Origin of the sequence: Kocuria coralli, from assembly GCF_008831305.1 — a bacterium.
Classification (GTDB): domain Bacteria; phylum Actinomycetota; class Actinomycetes; order Actinomycetales; family Micrococcaceae; genus Kocuria; species Kocuria coralli.
On sequence record NZ_ML708611.1, the window covers coordinates 1 to 22,190 of the forward strand.

Sequence of the window (22,190 nt, forward strand, 5' to 3'; positions counted from 1 at the left end):
CTAAACCAACTTCAGAAACGCGACACTAGTTTCTCGAGAAAGAACCTCAAGCCGATTCTCAGAGAGTAGTCCAGATCACATCAGGTAACGGTCAGATGAGAGGCGCGTGTCGTGACGCAGGTCACCCCGCAAGTCGTGGGATACGGGCAGGTCAGCGGCCCCGGAGGAGCGCCAGGGCCAGCAGCAGCCCGACGAACAGGACCGCGCCCGTCCCCGCAGAGATCGCAGCCAGCCGCCGTCGTTTGTCCAGCAGCGCGAAGAGCGCCCCCAGGACGCCGAATGCCAGCGGTGCCACCCGGAACCATGCCGGCCAGGGATTCTCCGGATCGCGCCAGTCGGGAAGCAGGAAGACGATCACCACGGCCATGACCATGCATGCGTAGGTCTCCCAGGGTTTCCGGTCGGGATCTCGCGGCGGGCGGCGGCTCGGAGGGAAGAGCCCCGGTCGCACCTCGTCCTGCGGCTTCCGGCCGGATTCCGGGGGCACCTCCGAAGGGCCCGGGTTCCCCGGCTCTTCGGCCGTCTTCCGCATCGCACGCCGGCGCGCCTCCTGGACGCTGTCGTCCGGGGCGCCGGGCTGCTGGTGGTGCGCTCCCTGCCGGGGTGACGCCTTCCCGCCGCGCCGGGCGCTGCTGTTCCGTTTCTTCGACACCGGGATCAGGTCCTTTCGCCGCCTCGGCAGGGCGCGAGCGCCGGCTGCCACGTCACTGCAGAAGCTCTCGCGGAGCGTCCCCGGCCCACCGGGGGCCGATCCCGCGGATGGTCAGGGTCCGGGGCTCGTCCGCCCCATCGCCGGAACCGGCCTCGAGGTCGGCCAGGACCGCAGAGAGAGCCGAGCCGCCGTCGCTTGCCCCCGCCCCGGTCGCCCGGTCGATCGTGATCTCCAGTCGTGAGTCGGTGAGGTGCTCCACCTTGCCCGTCCCCCACTCGACCACTGTCACGGAGGCGGGCAGGGTCTCCTCCAGGTCGATGTCGTCGATCTCGGCGGCCGTGGCCAGGCGGTACGCGTCGACGTGGACCAGCATGGGGCCGCCGGGGCGGGGGCCTTCGGGGTCGTTCGGGTGCTGGCGTACCAGGACGAACGTGGGCGAGATAATGCCTTCGCGGACGCCCAGTCCTGCTCCCAGACCCTGGGTGAACGTGGTCTTGCCCGCCCCCAGCTCACCCGTGAGCGTCATCAGGTCCCCCGGCCGCAGATGGGCAGCCAGGCGCCGGGCGATGCGCTGCGTCTCCTCGGCGGAGGCCGGGTGCAGCACGATGGTCCAATTCGCCTCCACACCGTCCCCCGAGGCGTCGGCGGCGTCACGCCCGGTGTCGATGTACTCCCGGGTCACGCGCGGGGAGATCCGCGTGACGATCTCGTAGTCGATGGTCTGAGCCGCCTCGGACCACTCCCGCACGGAAGGGTTCTCGTCAGCGCCGAACAGGACCGCCTCCGCTCCCAGGAGGTTCCGCCCCTCCTCGCCCGCCAGGCCGGGGCGCCCCAGGTCCACCACGATCTGGTCCATCGCGATGCGTCCCACCTCGGCGTAGGAGACCCCGTCAATGCGCACCGGCCCGCCGGTGGCGATCCGTGGGACGCCGTCGGCGTAGCCCACGGGAATCAACGCGAGCGTCGTCGCCTCCGGGGTGCGGTAGCGGAACCCGTAGGAGACCCCTTGTCCCGCGGGGACCTCTTTGACGTTGGTGACCGTGGTCCGCAGGGTCATGGCCGGGATCAGTCCCAGATCCGCGGCGCTGCGGTCCGCGAACGGCGAGATCCCGTAGATCCCGATCCCCACGCGGACCATGTCGCGCAGCATCCGTCGCGGTTCGGCCATGTCCGCGGCGTCGAAGGTCCCGGGAGTATTGGCCACGTGGCATACGCTCGGGCTCAGGCCGGCCTCCTGGGCCAGCTCGACCGCCCGCTGGAACACCGCCAGCTGCTCCTCGTTCTCCGGAGCCTGGGGTTCGTCGGCTGCCCCCAGATGCGTCATGATCCCCACGACGGCGATCGTTCCCGCTTCCTGCGCGGAAGCGGCGGCTCGCACGGCAGCCGGCCACCTCTGCATGGTGAACCCGTTGCGGCCCAGCCCGGTGTCCACCTTGAGGTGGACCCGGGCCGTACGCCCGAGGGCACGCGCGGCCTCGGCGATGGCTTCGAACTCCCCGCCGGAGACGCCCAGGGCGATGTCGTTGCCGATGGCGGCGCCGAAGTCGGTGTCCACCGTGTGCAGCCAGGCCAGGAGGGGTGCCTGGATCCCGTGACGCCGGAGTTCGATCGCCTCGGAGACATGGGCCACGCCGAGGGCGTCCGCTCCCGCCTCGAGCGCTGCGCGGGCCACGGCGACCGCCCCGTGGCCGTAGGCGTCGGCCTTGACCACGGCCATGAGCTCGGCCGGCGCGGCCAGCCCCTTGAGCAGCCGCGTGTTGTGCCGGATGGCCGCCAGATCCACGACGGCCGATCGTTCGGGTCGCCGGGTGGTTCGCGGCAGCGTTCGCGCCGGGTGCCGGTGGCGATCGGGGTCGGTCGCGGTCTCGAGGTCCGTGTTCACGCCCTCCATTGTGGCACTGCGCCTACAGTGTGGGGGTGACTGCCACAGAGCCCGGCCGCCCGGGGAGCGCGCCATCCCTGCACATCGCCTTGCTGGCCCTGCACACCTCCCCCTTGATGCAACCCGGGCAGGGGGACGCCGGCGGGATGAACGTCTATGTCCGCCACCTGGCCGAGGCGTTGACCGTCCTGGGGCACTCCGTGGACCTGGTCACCCTCTGGCGCTCCTCCGAGCACCCGGGCGAGCGAGCGCCCGCCGATCCAGTGACCTTCTCCTCGCTGGCCCCCGGCCTGAGACTGGTCACGGTCTCCCTTCCCGGTACGCGAGCGGCGAGCAAGGACGGGCTGGCCCGCGAGCTGCCCGCCATCGCCTCCGCCCTCCTGGACGGGTACACCCGGGAGGGGGCGGGCCGTCCGGACGTGGTGCACGGGCACTACTGGCTCTCCCTGATCGTCGGCCGGCAACTCGCACGAGCCTGGGCTGCCCCCCTGGTGGCCACCTTCCACACCACCGCCCGGGCCAAGAACGCCCGCGCCGGCGAGGGCGAGGCCCCGGAGCCCGCGATCCGCGAGGCCGGCGAGCAGCGCGTCATCGACGGCGCCGGGGCGGTCGTGGTGAACACGACGGCGGAAGAACGGGCCCTGGCAGAGCTCTACGGAGCGGACACCGCACGGGTCCATGTGATCCCCCCGGGTGTCGACACGACGGTATTCCACCCGGGCAGTGGCTCCGCGACCGAACGTCCGTTCACCATCGGCTTCGCGGGCCGGCTCCAGGCCCTGAAAGGGCCCGACATCCTGGTGAAGGCTCTCTCGCTCATGCGCAGGGGGCCCGACCCGGTCGATGCCCGCCTCTGGATCGCCGGCGTCGGGTCATCGGGGTTCACCCGCGACCTGGAAGCGCTGATCCGGTCGCTGTCGCTCACGGAGGCCGTCGAGACGACGGGGTCTGTGCCCGTCGTGGAACTCGCGCGGCGGTTCCGGGACTCGGACGTGGTGGCCGTGCCCTCATCGTCGGAGACCTTCGGGCTGGTCGCCCTGGAGGCCCAGGCCTGCGGGATCCCCGTCGTGGCCACGGCCGTCGACGGACTCTCAGCCGCCGTGGCCGACGGCGAGACCGGGTGGCTGCTGGCCGATCGACGTCCGGAGACCTGGGCCGCCGCCCTGACCCGGATCGCCCGGGATCCCGTCGAACGCGAGCGTCGCGCCGGCAGCGCCTCATGCCGTGCCCGGGGATTCTCCTGGCAGCACACCGCTGAAGCCCACCAGCGCCTCTACCTGCAGCTGCGTCATCCTGCTCCATGAGCCGGTCCGGGGCCATAGGGTGGGAGCCGTGACTGCGCAACCCTTCGCCACTGCCCCGACCTCGCACGAGCTGGCCCTGCACCTGGACGCCACCAGGATCACGGGCCAGGTGGCCACCCCGCGCGAGGCGAACCTGGCCAACATCCAGGGCTTCCTTGACAGTTCCGAGTACCAGTACATGGGTGTCCCCCCGGCTCCGGAGGACACCTGGGACTCGGTCTTCGACCTCATGGTGGCCAGGGTCGGCATCAGCCCCGACCGGTCCCACATCCGCGGCCAGGACACCATCAGCGCCGAGCTGTGCGTGGCCGCCCTGGACCGTTATGCGCGGCTCTTCGGCCGGGTGGTCCAGGCGGGCGGGCGCATTCTCTTCGGCACGGCCCATCCCGGGGCCATGCCCGCGGTCTACGCTCCCCTGGCACTCGCCGCCCGCGCCGCGGGCGCGGAGGTCATCGCCGTCCACGGCGGCATCCCGTGGGACTCCGGGGAGGTCCGCCAGGTGGGTGACCTGGTGATGGTCGAGCAGTACGGCGGGCTGCGGCACACGCACCGCCCCGAGCCCATGGAGCTCGCCCTGGAACGCCTGGAGGCCGCCCACGCCGAGGACCCCGCCCAGCCGGTGCCGGACCTGGTGGTGGCGGACCACGGCATGGCCGGTGCCGCCGGGGCTCGCGGCTACCAGGTCGTGGCCGTGGGCGACTGCAACGACCCCGCGGTTTTTGTAGGCGAATCACGGGGCCTGATCGACGTCGTCGTGCCGCTGGACGACAACGTCCCGCCGGAGGCCTACGCCCCCATGACCCGGTACATCCTGGAGCACGCCGGCCTGCGGATCACGTGAACCCTCGTGGTTGTCCCGCATCAGACGCTGATGCGGGACAACCACGAGGGTTCAGCGGGCCGGCCGGTCGCTGACCGTCCCGGTCAGTCCGTGGACTCGGTGGCCTTGGCCCAGATGTTCACACCGGCGTCCACCGCCAGCTCGTCGATCCGGTCGACCTCCTCCTGCGTGAACTCGAGGTTCTCGATCGCGGCCACGCTGTTCTCGATCTGGGACGGCTTGGAGGCTCCCACCAGCGCGGTGGTGACCTGGCCGCCGTCCTGCTCGCGCAGGGTCCAGGCGATCGCCATCTGCGCCAGGGACTGGCCCCGCGACCGGGCCATCTCGTTCAGCGCGCGCACGTGCTCGAGGTTCTCCTCGGACAGCCACTCGGGGTCCAGGGACTTCGCGGCCGCCGCCCGCGAATCCTCCGGGACCCCGTCGAGGTACTTGTCCGAGAGCATGCCCTGCGCCAGCGGGGAGAACACGATGGATCCCATGCCCTGCTCCGTCAGCGTCTGCACCAGGTTGCGACCCTGCGCCGGACCCGAGGAGTCCGGCGACGGCGTCTCGATCCACCGGTTGAGCATCGAGTAGGAGGGCTGGTGGATGGTGAGCGGAGTGCCCAGCTCGCGCATGATCCGCTGGGCGCGGGCCGTCAGGTCGGCGCTGTAGGAGGAGATCCCCACGTAGCTGGCACGACCCGAGCGCACGATGTGGTCCAGTGCGGCCATGGTCTCCTCGAGCGGGGTCTCCGGGTCAGGGCGGTGGTGGTAGAAGATGTCCACGCGGTCCAGTCCCATGCGCTCGAGGGACTGGTCGAGGGAGTCCACCAGGTACTTGCGGGAGCCGCCGAAGCCGTAGGGTCCGGGCCACATGTCCCAGCCCGCCTTCGAGGAGATCACCAGCTCCTGGCGCAGGTCCGCGAAGTCCTCCCGCAGGATCCGCCCGAAGTTCAGCTCGGCCGACCCGGCGGGCGGGCCGTAGTTGTTCGCCAGGTCGAAGTGGGTGACGCCGAGGTCGAAGGCCCTGCGCAGGATCTCCTTCTGGGTCTGCAACGGCTTGTCGTCACCGAAGTTGTGCCACAGGCCCAGGGAGATGGCGGGCAGCTTCAGCCCGGAGTCGCCCACGCGACGGTAGGGCATCTTCTCGTAGCGGTCCTCGGACGGTGTCCAGCGGGTGTCGTCTCCATAGATCAGCATGGTCTCATTCCACACCGGAGACCGGGCCGCCCGCCACCACGCCATACGGCGTTCACTACGGCCGAACGGGATCGGGCCACGCCGGGCGCGGCCGTGCCGCTCAGGCGCGCAGGATCACCGCGCCGTAGGCCGGGACGCTCACGACGGCGCCGCCCAGGGCACCGGCGGAGAGTTCCGCATCCGACGCGGACCAGAGCTGTTCCGCCTCCTCGGGGACCTCGACCGGGACCGATGCGGTGGTGGCGGAGAAGTTGAAGACGACGGCCACGCCGTGCACGCCCTCCCGGGACTCACCCTCGGCCACCCGGCCCAGCCCTCCGCGGTAGAGCACCAGGCTCCCCTGCCCCTGATCGGCCACGGCCCGGACGGAGCGGAAGTCCTGCTCGGTCAGCTCCGGCACCGAACGGCGCAGGGCGATGAGCTCCCGATAGGCCGTGTAGACCCGCGCGTGGTCGGCCTGGTCGCGTTCGGCGCGCTGCAGCACGGCGGAGGCGAAGGTCTCCGGGTCCTGCGGGTCGGCGATCTCCGACTCCTTCCACCCCATCCGCGCGAACTCGCCGATGCGACCGTTGCGCACGGCCTCGGCCAGTTCCGGCTCCGGATGGGAGGTGAAGAACGGCCAGGGGGTGGAGGCACCCCACTCCTCGCCCATGAACAGCATGGGCGTAAAGGGCTGGGTCAGCAGGACGGCGGCCGAGAGCACCTGGCGGTCGACGGAGAGGAACTGGGAGAACCGGTCCCCCGCGGCGCGGTTGCCCACCTGGTCGTGGTTCATGATGTAGCTGACGAACTGCCAGGGGCGGTTGCGGTCGGGATCCACGGGGCGGCCGTGGGATCGGCCGCGGAAGCTCGAGTACGAGCCGTCGTGGTAGTAGGCGCTTTCATAGGACTTGGCCAGCGCCTCCAGGTCGGCGAAGTCCTCGTAGTAGCCCTGCTCCTCACCCGTGAGCGCCCAGTGGGCGGCGTGGTGCCAGTCGTCGAGCCACTGCGCGTCCATGCCCAGGCCGTTGCCGTCCACCGGTTCGATCATGCGGGGGTCGTTCATGTCGGATTCCGCGATCAGGTAGCAGGACCGCCCCGCCCGTGCAGCCGTCTCGTGGGCCACCTGCGACATCTCCTGGAGGATGTGCCGTGCCCGGTGGTCGGTCAGCGCGTGCACGGCGTCCACCCGGAATCCGTCCACGTGGTAGTCCTCGACCCACATCCGGACGTTGTCCAGGATCAGGTCCCGGACGCCGTCGGAGCCCCAGGCGTCCAGGTTGATCTGGTCCCCCCAGGACGAGGCCCCGGCCGTGAAGATCTCCATGAACTGCGGCAGGTAGTTCCCCGAGGGGCCCAGGTGGTTGTAGACGACGTCCTGGACGACGGCCAGCCCACGAGCGTGGCAGGCGTCGACGAAGCGCTGATAGCCGATCGGGCCCCCGTACTCCTCCTGCACGGTGTACCAGGCCACGCCGTCGTAACCCCAGTTGTAGGTCCCGTTGAAGCCGTTGACGGGCAGCAGCTCGATCGTGTCGATACCCAGTTCGGTCAGCTCGTCCAGGTGCTCGATGGCGGCCTCGAACGTGCCCTCCTCCGTGAACGTGCCCACGTGCAGCTCGTAGAGGATCGAGCCCTCGAGCGGTTTGCCCGTCCACTCCCCGTCGGACCAGGGGAACTCGGAGGCGTCGAAGGTGCACGAGAGGTCGTGCACGCCCTGGGGCTGGCGGGGCGAGCGGGGATCCGCGAGCACCTCCGAGGTGAACGCCTTCTCCGCGTCGGTGCCCTCGTCCTTGGTCTTGGACAGGAGGTACCCGTAGCGCACCGTCGTGGCGGGCACGTCCTCAGCGGCGGAATCCGGAAGGGTCCACCACCCGGACACGTCCCGTCCCGCGGCGGTCCCGCCTGCGTAGCGGGGACGGGGGTCCAGCCCGCGGGGACGGTGGTCCTCACGCTGCGTGGCGGGGATCATCGTGTGGTCCTCGCCGTCGATGCGGACCGTCACGCCTGCGGCATGCGGTGCGAACAGGTCGAAGCGGTCGAGGTGGGCGCGGGCGATCTGCGAAGTGCTCATGGCCGGCTTTCGAGGTCGTCGGGTATTCGGTCGGTCGGTGGCGAGGACTCAGGCCGGGCGCAGCAGGGCGACCGGCAGCAGATCCAGCAGATCCGCCACCTCGGTCGTTCCCTGGAAGCGTCCGCCGGTTAGTTCGTCGATCCAGGTGCCCTCGGGCAGGGTCACGGAGGTCTCGCCCCATCCTCCGGCCCGGGCCAGTCCCAGCGGCAGCCGGGTGACGAGGGTGATGGCACCGCCCCGGTCGAAGGCGAACAGGTGCTGAGCGGCCCGCCCTTCGGCCCGTAACGGTTCGTATCCGGTGAACAGTTCCGGGCGGTCCCGGCGCAGGCGCAGGGCTCGTGCCGTCAGCAGAAGCTTCGCGTCTCCGGAGTCGTCGACCGGGGGGACCGAGTGGGCACGCGGCACCGCCGGGTCGTCCCGCCGGGCGTCCAGGGCCTCGAGGCGCCGAGCGATTCCGACGTGGTCCACGGGGCGGCGGTTGTCCGGGTCGACCAGGGCGGGAGCCCACTGCTCCGAGCCCTGATAGACATCGGGAACCCCGGGCATGGTCAGCTGGACCAGCTTCTGAGCCAGGGCATTCGAATACCCGGGCCCCTCGAGCCGGCGCGCGAAGCCCTCGAAGGCAGCGCGGACGGAGGGCTCGCCGAGCACGGCCTCCACCAGCCGCGTCAGCTGTCCCTCGAAGGACTCCGACCCGTCCACCCAGGCGGTGGCGGTCTGCGCCTCCCGGGCCGCCTTGAGCGCGTAGTCCACGGCGCGGTCGCGGTCGATCGGCCAGGCGCCGGCGAGCGCCTGGAGGACGAGATTGGTCAGGATGCGGTCGGGCAGGGAGGCGACGCCCGCCGCTGCGGCCTGCTTCTCGACGTAGGTCACGGTCGAGGCCCAGTCCTCGGCGGCCTCGGAGAGCACGGTGATCCGGGCCCGCACGGACTCCGACCTCTTGGTGTCGTGCGTGGAGAGGGTCGTCATCGCCAGGGGCTCTTCCAGAAGGCGCCGGGCCATCTCGTCGTGGACCTGCTCGGGGGTCAGGCTGAACACGGACGGGTCCCCGCCGACCTCGGTCAGCGAGCTCAGTCGTGGATAGCGGTAGAACGCCGCGTCCTCGACGCCCTTGGCCATGACCATGCCCGAGGTCTGCTGGAACCGCCGGGCGGCCGGACTCAGGTCCGCTTCCTCCGAACCGGTCCCCAGGACCGGGCCGAGGGCCGTCACCACGGCCGCGAGGTCCGGGCGGGCGGCCACGGCGCGCTCCAGGGCGCCCTGCAGGTGCCCGGCGCCCTGGGGCAGGTAGGTGCGGTAGACGTCGAAGTTGGCCAGGATCTCGCTGAGCCCGTCCACGACCTGCTCGTGGGTGAAGTCCGCCAGCGCGGGCTCGTCCGCGGCCTCGCGGGCCAGGCGCTCCACCTCGGCGTGCAGGGCGCCGTCGACGACGGCCCGCTTGGTCCCGTGGATCATGCGGGCCCAGTTGCCCTCCCCTGTGCCGGGAGCGCTCGAGCCCTGGCGCAAGGCCGCATCCAGGGTCGTGAGCGGATAGGCGCCAGCCGGGTCCACGAACAACCGGTCCACGGTCCCCAGGGCGTCGTACCCCGTGGTGCCTGCCGTCCAGCCGTTCTCGAGCCACTGCGGCGGGAGCTTCTCCCCGGGCTCGAGGATCTTCTCGATCACCACGTAGGCCCCGCCGGTCATGGTCTGGAGCTCCTGGAGATACCGCCCGGGATCCCGCAGCCCGTCGGGATGATCGATGCGCAGCCCGTCCACCAGGCCCTCGTCGAACCATCGCCTGATCTCGGTGTGGGACTGCTCCAGCACCTCCGCGTCCTCCACCCGCACGCCGGCCAGCGTGGAAACGGTGAAGAAGCGCCGGTAGTTCAGCGCGGCATCGCCGAGCCGCCAGTTGACGAGGCGGTAGTGCTGGCGGTCGTGGACGGTGCCCGCGTCCGCGGTCACCCGGCCCGAGTCGTCGAGGGTATAGGTGCCCTCGGCCAGCGGGTACAGGTTGTCCCAATAGGCCAGCACCGGTTCGCCGTCGTCGACGCGCACCGCCAGATCCGCGAGCGCCTGCTCGGCCCGGCCGGGCAGCGGAGCGCCGCCGTCGCCGGTGTCGTCGCCCAGCACGGGGATCATGAGCTTCCCGTCGAAGGCCTCCCAGTCGACGTCGAAGGCCTCCGCGTACCGCGAGCCCCGGCCCTCCTGGAGCAGCGCCCACCACCAGGGGTTCTGCCGGGGCTCGGCGACCCCCTGGTGGTTGGGCACCACGTCCACGATCACGCCCATCCCGGCCTCGTGCGCGGCCCGGCACAACCGGTCGAAGGCCTCACGGCCGCCGCGGGCGGGATCGATCCGGGTGGGGTCGACGACGTCGTAGCCGTGATCCGAGCCCTCGGTGGACTGCAGGACGGGCGACAGGTAGAGCCAGTCCGCCCCCAGCGACCGCAGGCGCCCGATCTGCGCCGCCGCCTGGTCCAGGTCGAAGTCTCGGGTGATCTGCAGGCGGTAGGTCGATGCGGGGATGCGCACGGTGGGGATGCTCCTGTCGAGGTGGACGGGCTCGGATCTCAGGGAATCACTGATCGGGTTGCGACTGTGCGGAGTACGCCGCGACGGAGGCGGCCACCGACACGTCGGGGTCGTCCTCGGGCTCCTCCCACTGGCGCAGGACCACCACGGACTTCGCCTTGAGCGTGAACCTCCGCGAGGACCTCAGCACGGATCCGTCGCCGTGCTTCCCCGCGGTGTCCAGCAGTTCCTCCCACTTCTTGCCGTAGGCCGCGGCGGGGACCTTGACCCTGACGTCCTCGGGCGAGGAGTTGAACCACACGATGAAGTCGACGTCCGTGATCTGACGGCCCCGGCTGTCCACGCCCGCGATGCCGTGGCCGTTGAGCCACATACCGAGGGTGCGGGAGAGGGGCTCGTCCCAGTCCGAGGGGGACATGGGCGTGCCGTTCTTGTCCAGCCAGACGATGTCGGGCATGGGATCGCCGGCCACCAGCTCTCCCATCTCGACGGGACGGCCGTCGAAGAACTGACCGCGGCGGAACGTCGGATGGTCCCGGCGCAGGTGGATCAGGGCGGAGGTGAACTCCACGAGCGGGGTATCCGCGTTGTCCCAGTGGATCCAGGAGATCTCGTTGTCCTGGGCGTAGGTGTTGTTATTGCCGCCCTGGGTGCGGCCCAGCTCGTCGCCATGGAGCAGCATCGGGGTGCCCTGGGAGAGCATGAGGGTGGCGATGAAGTTCCGCTGCTGGCGCGCCCTCAGGGCGAGCACCTCGGGATCGTCGGTGGGCCCCTCCTCACCGCAGTTCCAGGAGCGGTTGTGGGACTCTCCGTCGTTGTTGCCCTCGCCGTTGGCGTCGTTGTGCTTCTCGTTGTAGGAGACCAGGTCGCGCAGCGTGAAGCCGTCGTGGGCGGTGACGAAGTTGATGGAGGCATAGGGCCTGCGGCCGCTGTTCTCGTAGAGGTCCGCCGAGCCTGTGATGCGGGAGGCGAACTCGCCCAGGGTGGAGGGCTCGCCGCGCCAGAAGTCGCGGACCACGTCGCGGTACTTGCCGTTCCACTCGGTCCACTGCGGCGGGAAGTTGCCCACCTGGTAGCCGCCGGGGCCGACGTCCCAGGGCTCGGCGATCAGCTTGACCTGGGAGACGATCGGATCCTGCTGGACCAGCTCGAAGAAGGTCGACAGCTTGTCGACGTCGTAGAACTCGCGCGCCAGGGTGGAGGCGAGGTCGAAGCGGAAGCCGTCCACGTGCATCTCCGTGACCCAGTACCGCAGCGAGTCCATGATCAGCTGCAAGGAGTGCGGGTGGCGCACGTTCAGCGAGTTACCCGTCCCCGTGTAGTCCATGTAGTACTTGGGGTCGTCCTCGACCAGGCGGTAGTAGGCCCGGTTGTCGATACCGCGCATGGACAGGGTGGGACCGAGGTGGTTGCCCTCCGCCGTGTGGTTGTAGACGACGTCGAGGATCACCTCGATGTCCGCCCGGTGCAGGGCGCGGACCATGGCCTTGAACTCCTGCACCTGACCGCCCAGCGTGGTCGCGGAGCTGTAGTCGTGGTGCGGGGCGAAGAAGGAGATGGTGTTGTAACCCCAGTAGTTGCGCAGCTCCTTCTCCTGCAGGGTCGAGTCCTGCACGAACTCGTGGACCGGCATGAGCTCGATCGCGGTGACCCCGAGCTTCTTGAGGTGGGAGATCACCTCGGGGTGGGCCACGCCTGCGTAGGTGCCGCGCAGGTTCTCGGGGACCTCGGGGTGCATCTCGGTCAGGCCCTTGACGTGGGCCTCGTAGATCACCGACTTGTGGTAGTCCCGTTTGGGCGGGCGATCGCCCTCCCAGTTGAAGAACGGGTTGATCACCACGCCCTTCATCATCAGCTCCGCCGAGTCCTCGTCGTTGAACGAGTCCTCGTCGCCGAAGTTGTAGGAGAACATCGTCTGGCCCCACTCGCGGACGAAACCGTCGACGGCTTTCGCGTAGGGGTCCAGGAGCAGCTTCGCCGGATTGCACCGGTGCCCGCCGGCCGGGTCCCAGGGGCCGTGGACGCGGTAACCGTACCGCTGACCGGGCTGGACCTCGGGCAGGAAGCAGTGCCACACGTAGCCGTCCATCGCGGTCAGCTCGATGCGGGTCTCGTTCTCGTCCGCGTCGAACAAGCACAGTTCGACGCGGTCGGCTACCTCGCTGAAGAGCGCGAAGTTGGTCCCGGTTCCGTCGTACGTCGCCCCGAGGGGGTAGGGGTTACCTGGCCATACTTCGGTCACTGGCGGGTTCTCCTGTCGTCTTGGGGCATGCATGCCTGCGCCCTGACGGCGCACGCACTCCTGCCGAGCTTACTCGTCGCGGTCGGTCCGTAGAGAGCCACCGCGTGTGTTATGCCCTCGGATGAGGGTTTCCGGAGGTGAGCGCGGCCCTGATATACTCCGGCCTGCACGGTGCCGGCCCTTCGCCCCCGGCCGTGGAGGCGCGTCCGTGCAGCACCGCCGCCAGCGCGGCCGCGAGCGCCCATCGGCCGTCTCCTGAGACGTGGTCGCGGAAGCCTTCCAGGGCGCCGCCCTCGAGCGGAGCCGCCTCCAACCAGTCCTGGACCTGCCGGTCGAACCGGTCCGGGCGCCCGGCCACATGGGCCAGGAGGGTCCCGGCGAGGCCCGCCAGGCAGTCCCCCGATCCCGCGGAGGCCAGCCACGGGCTGCCGTTGGCGACGGCGACGACCGGTCCGCCGCTAGGGGCGGCCACCACGGTGACCGCGCCTTTGAGCAGCACGGTGGCGCCCGTCGCCGTCGCCGCCGTCCCGGCCCATCCGGCCGGGTCGCCCTCGACCTCCTCCCGTGACGGAGCCCGCTCGATCAGACCCCACGCGTGGCACCAGGTCAGCAGCTCGACCAGCTCCCCGGCGTGCGGGGTCAGGACCTGCCGCGCGTCCAGGCGGCGTTCCCCCAGGAGCTGCCCGACGGCCGCGATGGCCCCCGCGTCCAGGACCGCGGGCTCCTCCGAGGCCAGCACCTGGTCGATGCGGCGCCGCTGGTCGTCGTCCACGGCGCCGGGGCCCGCGACCCACGCCTGGACGTGCACGTCCACCGGGTCCTCATCGCTGGAGACCACCTCGGGGTTGCTCAGGGTCACCAGCGAACGAGTGTTCTCGTCCCCCAGGTACCGGACCATCCCGGCGCCGGCGGCGACGGCGGAGCGGGTGCATAGCAGCGCTGCCCCCGGGTACCGGGGGCTGCCCGCCACGACCCCCACCACGCCGCGCGTGTACTTGTGGTCCGCCGGTGTGGGACGGGGCCACAGGAGGTCCAGGTCACGGTCCTCGAGCTCCACCACCGCCGGGACCGGCAGCCCTCCTTCGATCCCGATCGCCACGTTGCTCACCGTGCCGCTCAGCCAGCGCCCCGGAGGGAGTACGTGAGCCGCCTTGGTGCCCCCGAAGGTCACCGTGCTCACGGCACCGAGCACCTCCCCCGGGCTGCGGCCCGTATCGGCCTCGACCCCCGAGGGCAGGTCGACGGCGACGACCTGCGGACGGCGGCTCGTCCGCCGGCTGCGCTCCGGAAGCCCCTGGTTGACCCGCTCCACGAGCTCGCCGACCGGACCGCGCAACCCGCCTTCCGCGCCGGTGCCCAGGACGCCGTCCAGGAGCAGGTCGGCGGCCAGGCACATCCGCGCCGCGGTGCCGATACCCATATCCGGGAGCGCCGCACAGCGTCCACCCGCTGCCCGGACGGCGTCCGCACCCGGTTCGTGAAGGCGCCCTCCGGTGGAGATCACCTCCACGCCCGCGCCCCGTCGGCGCAAGTCCGCGGCCGCCCACAGGGCGTCCCCGCCGTTGTTTCCGGAGCCGGCCAGCACCACCACCTTCGCCCCGGCCACCGAGCCACGTGCCCTCCGGAGCACGGAGACGCATTCCAGGGCCAGGCCGTGGGCGGCCCACCGCATGAGCGCGGGCCCTTCCCCGGCGTCGAGGAAGGGCCGCTCGGCGTCGCGCACGGCTTGTCCGGTCCAGGCGGGGATCATGCGGTCGAGGCCTCCGTGATCGGTTCGTCCTGGCCGTCGGGCAGGGTCTCCACCGGGAATCCCTCGGCCACCACGTAGGCCATGGCCATGCCGCCGTCGTGCGACATGGACAGATGCCACCGGTCGATGCCCTGCTTGGCGGCCTCGGCGGCCACCGTGCCCTCCATGCACAGGACCGGAGCACCCCACTGGGTCTTCTCGATCCAGCAGTGCTGCCAGATCATCCCCGGCGGGGCCTTCAGCGCCTTCGCGGCGGCCTCCTTGGCGGCGAAACGGGCGGCCAGGGACTGCACCGGGAGGACCCGTTCGGCCGGGACGAAAAGCCGCTCGCGCAGCCTCGGAGTGCGTTCCAGCTGCAGAGCGAAGCGCTCGATGTCCACGACGTCGATTCCCGTGCCAATGATCATGCGGCCAGGGTACTGCCTGTGGCAGCGACCCTGGCCGCATGATGGGCGTGCGTCAGCACGGGTGGACGGGCAGCCCTGGGCGGGCTCGCCGGCTCACTCCACCGTGACCGACTTGGCGAGGTTGCGGGGCTGATCGACGTCGTACCCCTTGGCCTCGGCCATGGCGCAGGCGAAGATCTGCAGGGGCACGGTGGCCAGCAGCGGCTGCAGCAGCGTGGGCGAGGCCGGGACGCTGATGACGTGGTTGGCGTAGGGCGCCACGGCCTCGTCGCCCTCTTCGGCGATCACGATGGTCTCCGCACCGCGAGCGCGGATCTCCTGGATGTTGGAGACCACCTTGGAGTGCAGGGCGTTACGGCCGCGAGGGGACGGGACGACGACGAAGACCTTCTGCCCCGGTTCGATCAGGGCGATGGGGCCGTGCTTGAGCTCGCCGGCGGCGAAGCCCTCGGCGTGGATGTAGGCGATCTCCTTGAGCTTGAGCGCACCCTCCAGGGCCACCGGGAAACCGACGTGGCGGCCCAGGAACAGCACGGACTCGGTGTCGCCCATCTCCGTGCCCATGGCCTTGATCTCGTCGGCGCCGTCGATCACCGTCTGGATCTTCTCGGGCATGGCCTGCAGTTCGCTGAGCACCTCGCCGATCTCGTCGGCGAACATGTTGCCCCGCAGCTGGGCGAGGTAGAGGCCGAGCAGGTAGGCGGCGGTGATCTGGGCCAGGAACGCCTTGGTCGAGGCCACCGCGATCTCCGGACCCGCGTGGGTGTAGAGGTTGGCATCGGACTCGCGCGGGATCGAGGAGCCGTTGGTGTTGCAGATCGCGATCACCTTGGCGCCCTGTTCCCGGGCGTGCCGGATGGCCATGAGGGTGTCCATGGTCTCACCGGACTGGGACAGCGCGACCACCAGGGTCTTCTCGTTGACGATGGGATCGCGGTAGCGGAACTCGTGGGCCAGCTCCACCTCGGTGGGGATCCGGCACCAGTGCTCGATCGCGTAGCGGGCCACGTGGCCCGCGTAGGCGGCGGTGCCGCAGGCGATCACCACGATCTTGTCCACCGAGCGCAGCAGCGACTCGTCGATGCGCAGCTCGTCCAGGGTCAGGTGACCCGTCTCGTCGAGACGGCCCAGCAGGGTGTCGTGAACGGCGGAGGGCTGATCGTGGATCTCCTTCTCCATGAAGGAGTTGAATCCGCCCTTCTCGGCCGCGGCCGCGTCCCAGGTCACCTCGAACGGCTTGCCGCTGACCGGGTTGCCGTCGAAGTCGATGATCGAGTAGTCCGTGGCGGTGATGGTGACGATCTGGTTGTTGTCCATCTCCACGGCCTGCTTGGTGTGCTGGATGAACCCGGAGACGTCAGAGCCCAGGAAGTTCTCGTCCTTGCCCAGCCCGATGACCAGCGGGGAGTTGTAGCGGGCGGCCACGATGCGGTCGGGGTGATCGGCGTGGATCGCCAGCAAGGTGAACGCACCCTCGAGGCGCTGCGAGGCCAGCCGCACGGCCTCGGTGAGGTCGCGGCCGGCGTCCTTGTTGTAGTAGTCGGCGACCAGGGTCCCGGCGACCTCGGTGTCGGTCTCGGACTCGAAGGTGTAGCCCTTGCCGGTCAGTTCGTTCTTGAGCTCGGCGAAGTTCTCGATGATGCCGTTGTGCACCACGGCCAGGCGGCCGTGGTCGATGACATGCGGGTGCGCGTTGACGTCCGTGGGGCCGCCGTGGGTGGCCCAGCGGGTGTGGCCGATGCCCAGGACGGCGTCGGGGAGCGGGTTGGCCGCGAGCTCGGCGTCGAGGCTGGAGACCTTGCCCGCCTTCTTCCGGCAGTCCACCGCGCCGTCGGCGACGACGGCGACTCCGGCAGAGTCATAGCCCCGGTATTCGAGGCGGCGAAGGCCCTCCAGGACGTAATCCAGGGCATAAAGTTCACGGCCGGGAGTCTCCCGCAGACCGACATATCCAACGATTCCACACATACCGCTCAGCCTAACCCACGGCACCCTCCGCCGATGGGCCTCACCAGGCTTGCTGCCGCAACATTGCGCGGTATGAGCCTGGACACCCGGGCGGATCGCACACGACGAGAACTCGCAGCCCACTGCGGAATGTAACGTGACTTGGCTTACGTTCGCCGGTTTTCTACGATCGTTTCCGGAAACGAGGAGTTGATAACGCCACGGCCCACTACGCCGGATACGACAGAACACCACTCAAGACGTAGAAATCTGAGCGATTCTGATAGATATCGGGAGTTGAAGATCGTGAGTTTGAAAGACAGAGCACGGACCGCTGCGACCGTGATGGCCATGACGGCCCTGGGGGTCACCGGGGTGACAGTCGCCTCGGCGGCCCCGGCGAACGCGGACAATACGATTGTCCATTACCTCTCGCACAGCGAGGTCGCGGAGGTCCGCGAGCTCATGGATGGAGCGGGGATCGCCTGCATCGGGGCGGGGTTCCTGAACCCCCTGGCGGGCATCGCCTGCGAGCTCGACCGGGCACGAGCCGTCGACCGTGAAGCCTTCGACCGCGCCTACCACCGCGGGTGCGGGGTCCGGCAGGAGACCCGCGCCACCGGCAGCGGCGCCTCCTACGACAAGGCCGTGACCACGTACACCGCGATGTGCTGACCGGCCTCCGCGCACCGGCTCGCGTCAGTGCAGCCGGAGCGGCATGAACGACGACAGCGGGCGGGGCATCCAGTGAACTGGGTGCCCCGCCCGCTGTCGTCCGGTCCCGGCCGGCATGACCGGCTGCCCGTGATCAGCTCGTCGCGGGACGACGGATCATGCCTCGGCGAAGACCTCGGCCAGGGCGGGGAACAACGGGTGCTCCGCGTCGATGCCGGTCAGCTCCGTCGCCAGCGCGGCGGCGGCTGTGCGATCACCGCGGGCGGTGGCCAGCCTGTCCTGCAGCTGTTGGGCTTCGGCGTCGTCGGCCACGTCGAAGCCGAGCACGGCTGAGACTGCGGAGACGAGCGCGGTCGCGTCCAGGCCCCGCTCGGCCAGCTCGGCCGCGGGGCCGATGAAGCGCTCGTTGCGCGAGATCTTGCGCAACGGGGCGCGGCCCACGCGCTCCACGGTGTCCGGCAGGTGCGGATTGGCGAAGCGGGTCAGGATCTTGTCCACGTAGGCCTGCTGCACCTCGGGTTCGAAACCGAACTTCTCGACCAGCAGGGCCTTCGTCTCCGCCAGCACCCCTTCGACCTTGGCGTGCACGCCCGGATCCGCCAGGGCGTCCGAGATCTTGGAGATCCCGGCCTGGTAGCCGAAGTACGCGGTCGCGGCGTGTCCGGTGTTGACCGTGAACAGCTTGCGGGTGATGTACGGGGCCAGGTCCTCGACCCACGTGATGCCGGGGATCCGGGGAGCGTCGCCCCCGAAGGCCGGGGATTCCACCGCCCACTCGTAGTAGGTCTCCACCGTGACGTCCAGGCCCTGACCCGGCGCCTGGTTGGGCACGATCCGGTCCACGGCCGTGTTGGCGAAGACCGCGATCCGGTCGACCTCCGGATACGCCTCGCGGATCGACTCCGCCAGGCCGTCGGTCGCATTGATCGCGTTCTCGCACGCCATCACGGCCACCGTCCCCCCACCGGCCTCGGCACGGGCCCTGAGGCCCTCCGCCAGCGCGGGGGCGATGATCTTGAGCACGGTGGGCCCGACGGCGGTCGTGATGACGTCGGCGGTCTTGATGTGCTCGAGCAGTCCCTGCGGGTCCTCGGCGGAGTTCACCCCGGAGAAACCGGTGACCTCGATGTCGCGCGGGTCCGAACCGACCTCGTGCACCGTGTAGGAGTCCTGCGCGTTCAGGGCGTCGATCAGTGGTGCGGCGACGTCGGCGAAGACCAGTTCGTAGCCCGCCTCGTTCAGCAGGACTCCCACGAAACCGCGGCCGATGTTCCCGGCACCGAAATGTAGGGCTTTCATGCGTTGACCTTTCCGAAGATCTCGAGGATCTCCTCCGGGGTCTGGGCCTGCTCCAGCTGAGCAAGGGATTCCTTCTTGGAGAAGATCTTGGCGATCTTCGCCAGCAGGCCCAGATGCTGTCCGTCCGCACCGGCGATGCCGATCACGAACTTCACCTCCTGACCACCCCAGTCGACGGGCTGGTCGTAGCGGATGAAGGACATGGCGGAGTCGTGAATCGCGGACTTGGCCTCGTTGGTCCCGTGCGGGATGGCCAGGCCGTTGCCCATGAACGTCGAGACCGAGGACTCGCGCTCGTGCATGGCCGCGACATAGGACCGGTCGACGGCGCCGGTCCCGACCAGCAGCTCGCCCGCCTCGTCGATGGCCTCGTCGCGCGTGCTCGCAGCGGCGCCCAGGCGGATCGACTCCGCGGAGAGGATCTGCTTCCCGCTGTCGGCGGGGGCAGCATCGGCTCCGGTCCCGGGTTCCTCCGCCGGGGCGGCACCCCCTGACGAGCCGGCGGCGGGTGCGGCGGACCCTTCCGCTGCCGCTGTCCCTGCTCCGGCGGTGGCGGGAACCGCGTCGCCGGATCCCCCGTCGCCTTCTCGCTGTTCGCGGATGAGTTCCACGATCTCGTCGTAGCGGGGCGAGCCCATGAAGTTGTCCACCGCCACGTGCATGGCGGAGGGCGTGGGCGTCTGGGCGCGGTTGAGCAGGTCCTCGTGGACGACCACCAGGTCGTACTCGTCCTTGAGGTTGTTGATCGCGGAGTTCACCACGGAGACGTCACCGCCGTAGCCGGCGTCCTTGATCTTGTTGCGCAGCACGGAGGCGCCCATGGCGGAGGAGCCCATGCCGGCGTCGCAGGCGAAGACGATCTTGGCGATCGTGGTCTGCGCGGCCGCGGTCCCGCCCGCGAGCGCGGAGGAGATCGAGGACTTCTTGCCCTTCATGCCCTCCATCTTGGCGGTGGCCTCGGCCAGCGCGTCCTCCGACTGCTTGGAGAAGCGCAGGATCACCGACGCCACGGCGAAGGACACCGCGGTCGCGACGGCCACGCCCAGGATGACTCCCAGATAGGTGTTCTGGCCCGTGGTCAGCAGGATCGCGATGATCGAGCCGGGGGCTGCGGGGCTGGCCAGGCCGGCTCCGAAGATCTGGAACACGGCGATGCCGGACATGCCGCCGGCGATGGCCGCGATGATCAGCTGCGGCTTCATGAGCACGTACGGGAAGTAGATCTCGTGGATACCGCCGACGAACTGGATGATCGCGGCACCCGGAGCCGTGGCGCGCGCGGTCCCGCGGCCGAAGACCATGTAGGCCAGCAGGATGCCCAGGCCGGGGCCGGGGTTGGTCTCGAGCAGCAGCAGGATCGACTTGCCCTGCTCCAGCGCCTGGGCGCTGCCCAGGGGCGTGAGCAGACCGTGGTTGATCGCGTTGTTGAGGAACAGGATCTTGGCCGGCTCGATGATCAGCGAGGTCAGCGGCAGCAGGCCGGTATTGACCAGGAACTCGACGATGACCCCGGCCACGTAGGTGAAGAGGTTCATGATCGGAGTGAGCAGGAACATCGAGCCCAGGGCCGCGATGGCGCCGAAGATGCCGGCCGAGAAGTTGTTGACCAGCATCTCGAAGCCCGGGCGGATCTTGCCGTCCCACAGGGCGTCCAGCTTCTTCATGCACCATGCGCCGAGCGGGCCCATGATCATGGCGCCCAGGAACATCGGCGAGGCGTTGCCGTCCTCGCCGATGAACAGCGGGTCCGAGGTGCCGATGATGACGCCCATGACGGAGATCGCACCGACCACGCCGCCGCGGACGTCGTAGACGAGCTTGCCGCCCGTGTAGGCGATCAGCAGCGGCAGCAGGTAGGTCACCATCGGGCCGACCATCGCGCCCACCAGGGCGCTGAAGGGGGCCCAGTCGGGGTTGATGCGGTTGACGGCGCCGTCGGGAATGAACAGTGCGGTGATCAGGCCCCAGGCGATGAACGCCGCGATGTTCGGCATGATCATGGAGGACAGGAAGGTGCCGAAACGCTGGACCGCAACCCGCAGCCCGCCCTTCTTCCTTGTCTCCTCGGATGTTGTGGTGGTGGTAGTCAAGACGTCCCTCTTTGGATCGCTTCGTCGACGGGACTTGAGGAACCACGAACGCCTTGAGAGACCCGGCCGTTCCGCAATACCCGGCGGACTATATGGGTGGTGAAGTTATCGGCGACGGCAGTTGGAGGGTGCCGCCGCCCGGCGGGGGTCTGGTGGCTTCAATGCCGATCCGAACTTTACCCGCCGTCCGTGCACACGTGAATAGTCTCACGCTGCCGGCCGCATATGGCGCACCGCGATCCGCGACGGCCGCACCCGGAGATCGCCTGTGGCCGCGGGCGGTCGTGAATCCGCGCGACGATGCGCCGTTGTCCCCTCTTTGCCAGCTTGTTCGACGGCTCGGCCCGACCGCAATTCGATCCCCGGTGCCCCCGGTCATAAAATGACCGTCAATGAGCACAACGCCAGGGATCAACCGCGTCTCCCCGTTCATCGAACTGGACCGGCACACGTGGTCGCGGCTATCGACGGAGATAGACGTCCCGCTGACAGAAGATGAAATCGAGTCCTTGCGCGGCCTCGGCGACCACCTGGACGTCGATGAGGTCCGCGAGGTCTACCTCCCCCTGTCCCGTCTCCTGACCCTCTACGACTCCGCGGCCACGTCCTTGAACAGCTCGACCAACGAGTTCCTGGGACAGCAGCACGCCCGTACGCCCTTCGTGATCGGCATCGCCGGCTCCGTGGCGGCCGGGAAGTCGACGACGGCTCGTCTCCTGCGTGAGCTCATGGCCCGCTGGCCGTCCACCCCGAGGGTCCAGCTGGTGACCACGGACGGCTTCCTCTACCCCAACGCCGAGCTCGAACGCCGCGGGCTGATGCAGCGCAAAGGCTTTCCCGAGTCCTACGACCGCCGGGCTCTGCTGCGGTTCGTGGCCGAGATCAAGTCGGGGGCGGAGGAGGTCCGCGCGCCCAAGTACTCCCACGTCACCTACGACATCCTGCCCGGCGAGGAAGTGGTCGTGACCCGTCCCGACGTCGTCATCGTCGAGGGCCTCAACGTTCTGGCCCCGGCCAAGCTCGGCCCCGGGGACCGGACCTCGCTCGCGCTGAGCGACTTCTTCGACGTCAGCATCTACGTGGACGCCCGGACCCAGGACATCGAGCGCTGGTACATCGAGCGGTTCCAGGCCCTGCGCAACGTGGCCTTCGCCGACCCGGCCTCCTATTTCCATCGTTACGCCGCCCTGACCGACGAGGAGGCGGTGGCCACGGCCACCGACATCTGGAAGCGCATCAACGAGGTCAACCTCGTCCAGAACGTCCGTCCCACCAGGGGCCGGGCGCAGCTGATCCTCTCCAAGTCCCCCGACCACTCCATCCGCCGGGTGCTGGTGCGCAAGAATTGAC

The 22,190-nt window shown here is 69.7% G+C and carries 15 protein-coding genes; 4 read left to right on the plus strand and 11 right to left on the minus strand.

Annotated elements, in window-relative coordinates:
* Nucleotides 1-151: 151 nt before the first annotated feature.
* Together FCK90_RS01715 and alr are read right to left on the minus strand one after the other, a co-directional pair.
* Complete coding sequence (locus tag FCK90_RS01715) at nt 152-652, minus strand: hypothetical protein (RefSeq protein WP_158032586.1); 501 nt, start codon at nt 650-652, stop codon at nt 152-154.
* 52 nt (nt 653-704) lie between these two features.
* Nucleotides 705-2,534 (minus strand): alanine racemase, encoded by a 1,830-nt coding sequence (gene alr, locus FCK90_RS01720; RefSeq protein ID WP_246179905.1) that lies wholly within the window; start codon nt 2,532-2,534, stop codon nt 705-707.
* Between the two features lie 35 nt (nt 2,535-2,569).
* Between alr and FCK90_RS01725 the strand changes: the two genes are divergently transcribed.
* Both FCK90_RS01725 and FCK90_RS01730 read left to right on the plus strand, forming a co-directional pair.
* Nucleotides 2,570-3,838 carry a glycosyltransferase gene (locus tag FCK90_RS01725; protein WP_158032588.1) on the plus strand — a complete coding sequence of 423 codons (1,269 nt, stop codon included), beginning with the start codon at nt 2,570-2,572 and terminating at the stop codon, nt 3,836-3,838.
* Nucleotides 3,839-3,866: 28 nt separating this feature from the next.
* Complete coding sequence (locus FCK90_RS01730; RefSeq protein ID WP_158032589.1) at nt 3,867-4,679, plus strand: phosphatase; 813 nt, start codon at nt 3,867-3,869, stop codon at nt 4,677-4,679.
* Nucleotides 4,680-4,762: 83 nt separating this feature from the next.
* On the opposite strand, the gene mgrA is transcribed toward FCK90_RS01730, so the two are convergent.
* From mgrA to glmS, 7 genes are all read right to left on the minus strand, one after another.
* Entirely contained in the window at nt 4,763-5,860 is a 1,098-nt protein-coding gene (mgrA, locus tag FCK90_RS01735; RefSeq protein ID WP_158032590.1) for an L-glyceraldehyde 3-phosphate reductase, read from the minus strand.
* Nucleotides 5,861-5,960: 100 nt separating this feature from the next.
* On the minus strand, nt 5,961-7,913 hold the full coding sequence (gene treZ, locus FCK90_RS01740) for a malto-oligosyltrehalose trehalohydrolase (protein WP_158032591.1): 1,953 nt from the start codon (nt 7,911-7,913) through the stop codon (nt 5,961-5,963).
* Nucleotides 7,914-7,961: 48 nt separating this feature from the next.
* On the minus strand, nt 7,962-10,430 hold the full coding sequence (treY, locus tag FCK90_RS01745; protein ID WP_158032592.1) for a malto-oligosyltrehalose synthase: 2,469 nt from the start codon (nt 10,428-10,430) through the stop codon (nt 7,962-7,964).
* A gap of 46 nt (nt 10,431-10,476) precedes the next feature.
* On the minus strand, nt 10,477-12,672 hold the full coding sequence (gene glgX / locus FCK90_RS01750; RefSeq protein ID WP_246179906.1) for a glycogen debranching protein GlgX: 2,196 nt from the start codon (nt 12,670-12,672) through the stop codon (nt 10,477-10,479).
* Nucleotides 12,673-12,781: 109 nt separating this feature from the next.
* Nucleotides 12,782-14,422 (minus strand): bifunctional ADP-dependent NAD(P)H-hydrate dehydratase/NAD(P)H-hydrate epimerase, encoded by a 1,641-nt coding sequence (locus tag FCK90_RS01755; protein ID WP_158032594.1) that lies wholly within the window; start codon nt 14,420-14,422, stop codon nt 12,782-12,784.
* Nucleotides 14,419-14,829, minus strand: a complete 411-nt coding sequence (locus FCK90_RS01760; RefSeq protein ID WP_158032595.1) for a holo-ACP synthase — start codon at nt 14,827-14,829, stop codon at nt 14,419-14,421. Before FCK90_RS01760 ends, FCK90_RS01755 begins: the two co-directional genes overlap by 4 nt.
* A gap of 93 nt (nt 14,830-14,922) precedes the next feature.
* Entirely contained in the window at nt 14,923-16,797 is a 1,875-nt protein-coding gene (gene glmS / locus FCK90_RS01765) for a glutamine--fructose-6-phosphate transaminase (isomerizing) (RefSeq protein ID WP_158032596.1), read from the minus strand.
* A 285-nt stretch (nt 16,798-17,082) separates the two neighbouring features.
* On the opposite strand from glmS, the gene FCK90_RS01770 reads away from it, so the two are divergent.
* Entirely contained in the window at nt 17,083-17,451 is a 369-nt protein-coding gene (locus FCK90_RS01770) for a hypothetical protein (protein ID WP_158032597.1), read from the plus strand.
* Between the two features lie 156 nt (nt 17,452-17,607).
* Here the strand turns inward: FCK90_RS01770 and FCK90_RS01775 are convergent, their stop codons facing one another.
* Together FCK90_RS01775 and FCK90_RS01780 are read right to left on the minus strand one after the other, a co-directional pair.
* Nucleotides 17,608-18,750: a mannitol-1-phosphate 5-dehydrogenase gene (locus FCK90_RS01775; protein WP_158032598.1), complete on the minus strand. Its 1,143-nt coding sequence runs from the start codon at nt 18,748-18,750 to the stop codon at nt 17,608-17,610.
* Nucleotides 18,747-20,840 carry a PTS mannitol transporter subunit IICBA gene (locus FCK90_RS01780; protein ID WP_281347435.1) on the minus strand — a complete coding sequence of 698 codons (2,094 nt, stop codon included), beginning with the start codon at nt 20,838-20,840 and terminating at the stop codon, nt 18,747-18,749. Before FCK90_RS01780 ends, FCK90_RS01775 begins: the two co-directional genes overlap by 4 nt.
* 392 nt (nt 20,841-21,232) lie before the next feature.
* Here FCK90_RS01780 and coaA point away from each other — a divergent pair, with 392 nt between their 5' ends.
* Complete coding sequence (gene coaA, locus FCK90_RS01785) at nt 21,233-22,189, plus strand: type I pantothenate kinase (protein ID WP_158032599.1); 957 nt, start codon at nt 21,233-21,235, stop codon at nt 22,187-22,189.
* Nucleotide 22,190: the final 1 nt, after the last annotated feature.

Bases quoted from the DNA above. Each gene is read 5' to 3' on its own strand.
- mgrA (WP_158032590.1), bottom strand. From the start codon at position 5,860: ATGCTGATCTATGGAGACGACACCCGCTGGACACCGTCCGAGGACCGC.
- treZ (WP_158032591.1), bottom strand. From the start codon at position 7,913: ATGAGCACTTCGCAGATCGCCCGCGCCCACCTCGACCGCTTCGACCTG.
- FCK90_RS01755 (WP_158032594.1), bottom strand. From the start codon at position 14,422: ATGATCCCCGCCTGGACCGGACAAGCCGTGCGCGACGCCGAGCGGCCC.
- FCK90_RS01760 (WP_158032595.1), bottom strand. From the start codon at position 14,829: ATGATCATTGGCACGGGAATCGACGTCGTGGACATCGAGCGCTTCGCT.
- glmS (WP_158032596.1), bottom strand. From the start codon at position 16,797: ATGTGTGGAATCGTTGGATATGTCGGTCTGCGGGAGACTCCCGGCCGT.
- FCK90_RS01775 (WP_158032598.1), bottom strand. From the start codon at position 18,750: ATGAAAGCCCTACATTTCGGTGCCGGGAACATCGGCCGCGGTTTCGTG.
- coaA (WP_158032599.1), top strand. From the start codon at position 21,233: ATGAGCACAACGCCAGGGATCAACCGCGTCTCCCCGTTCATCGAACTG.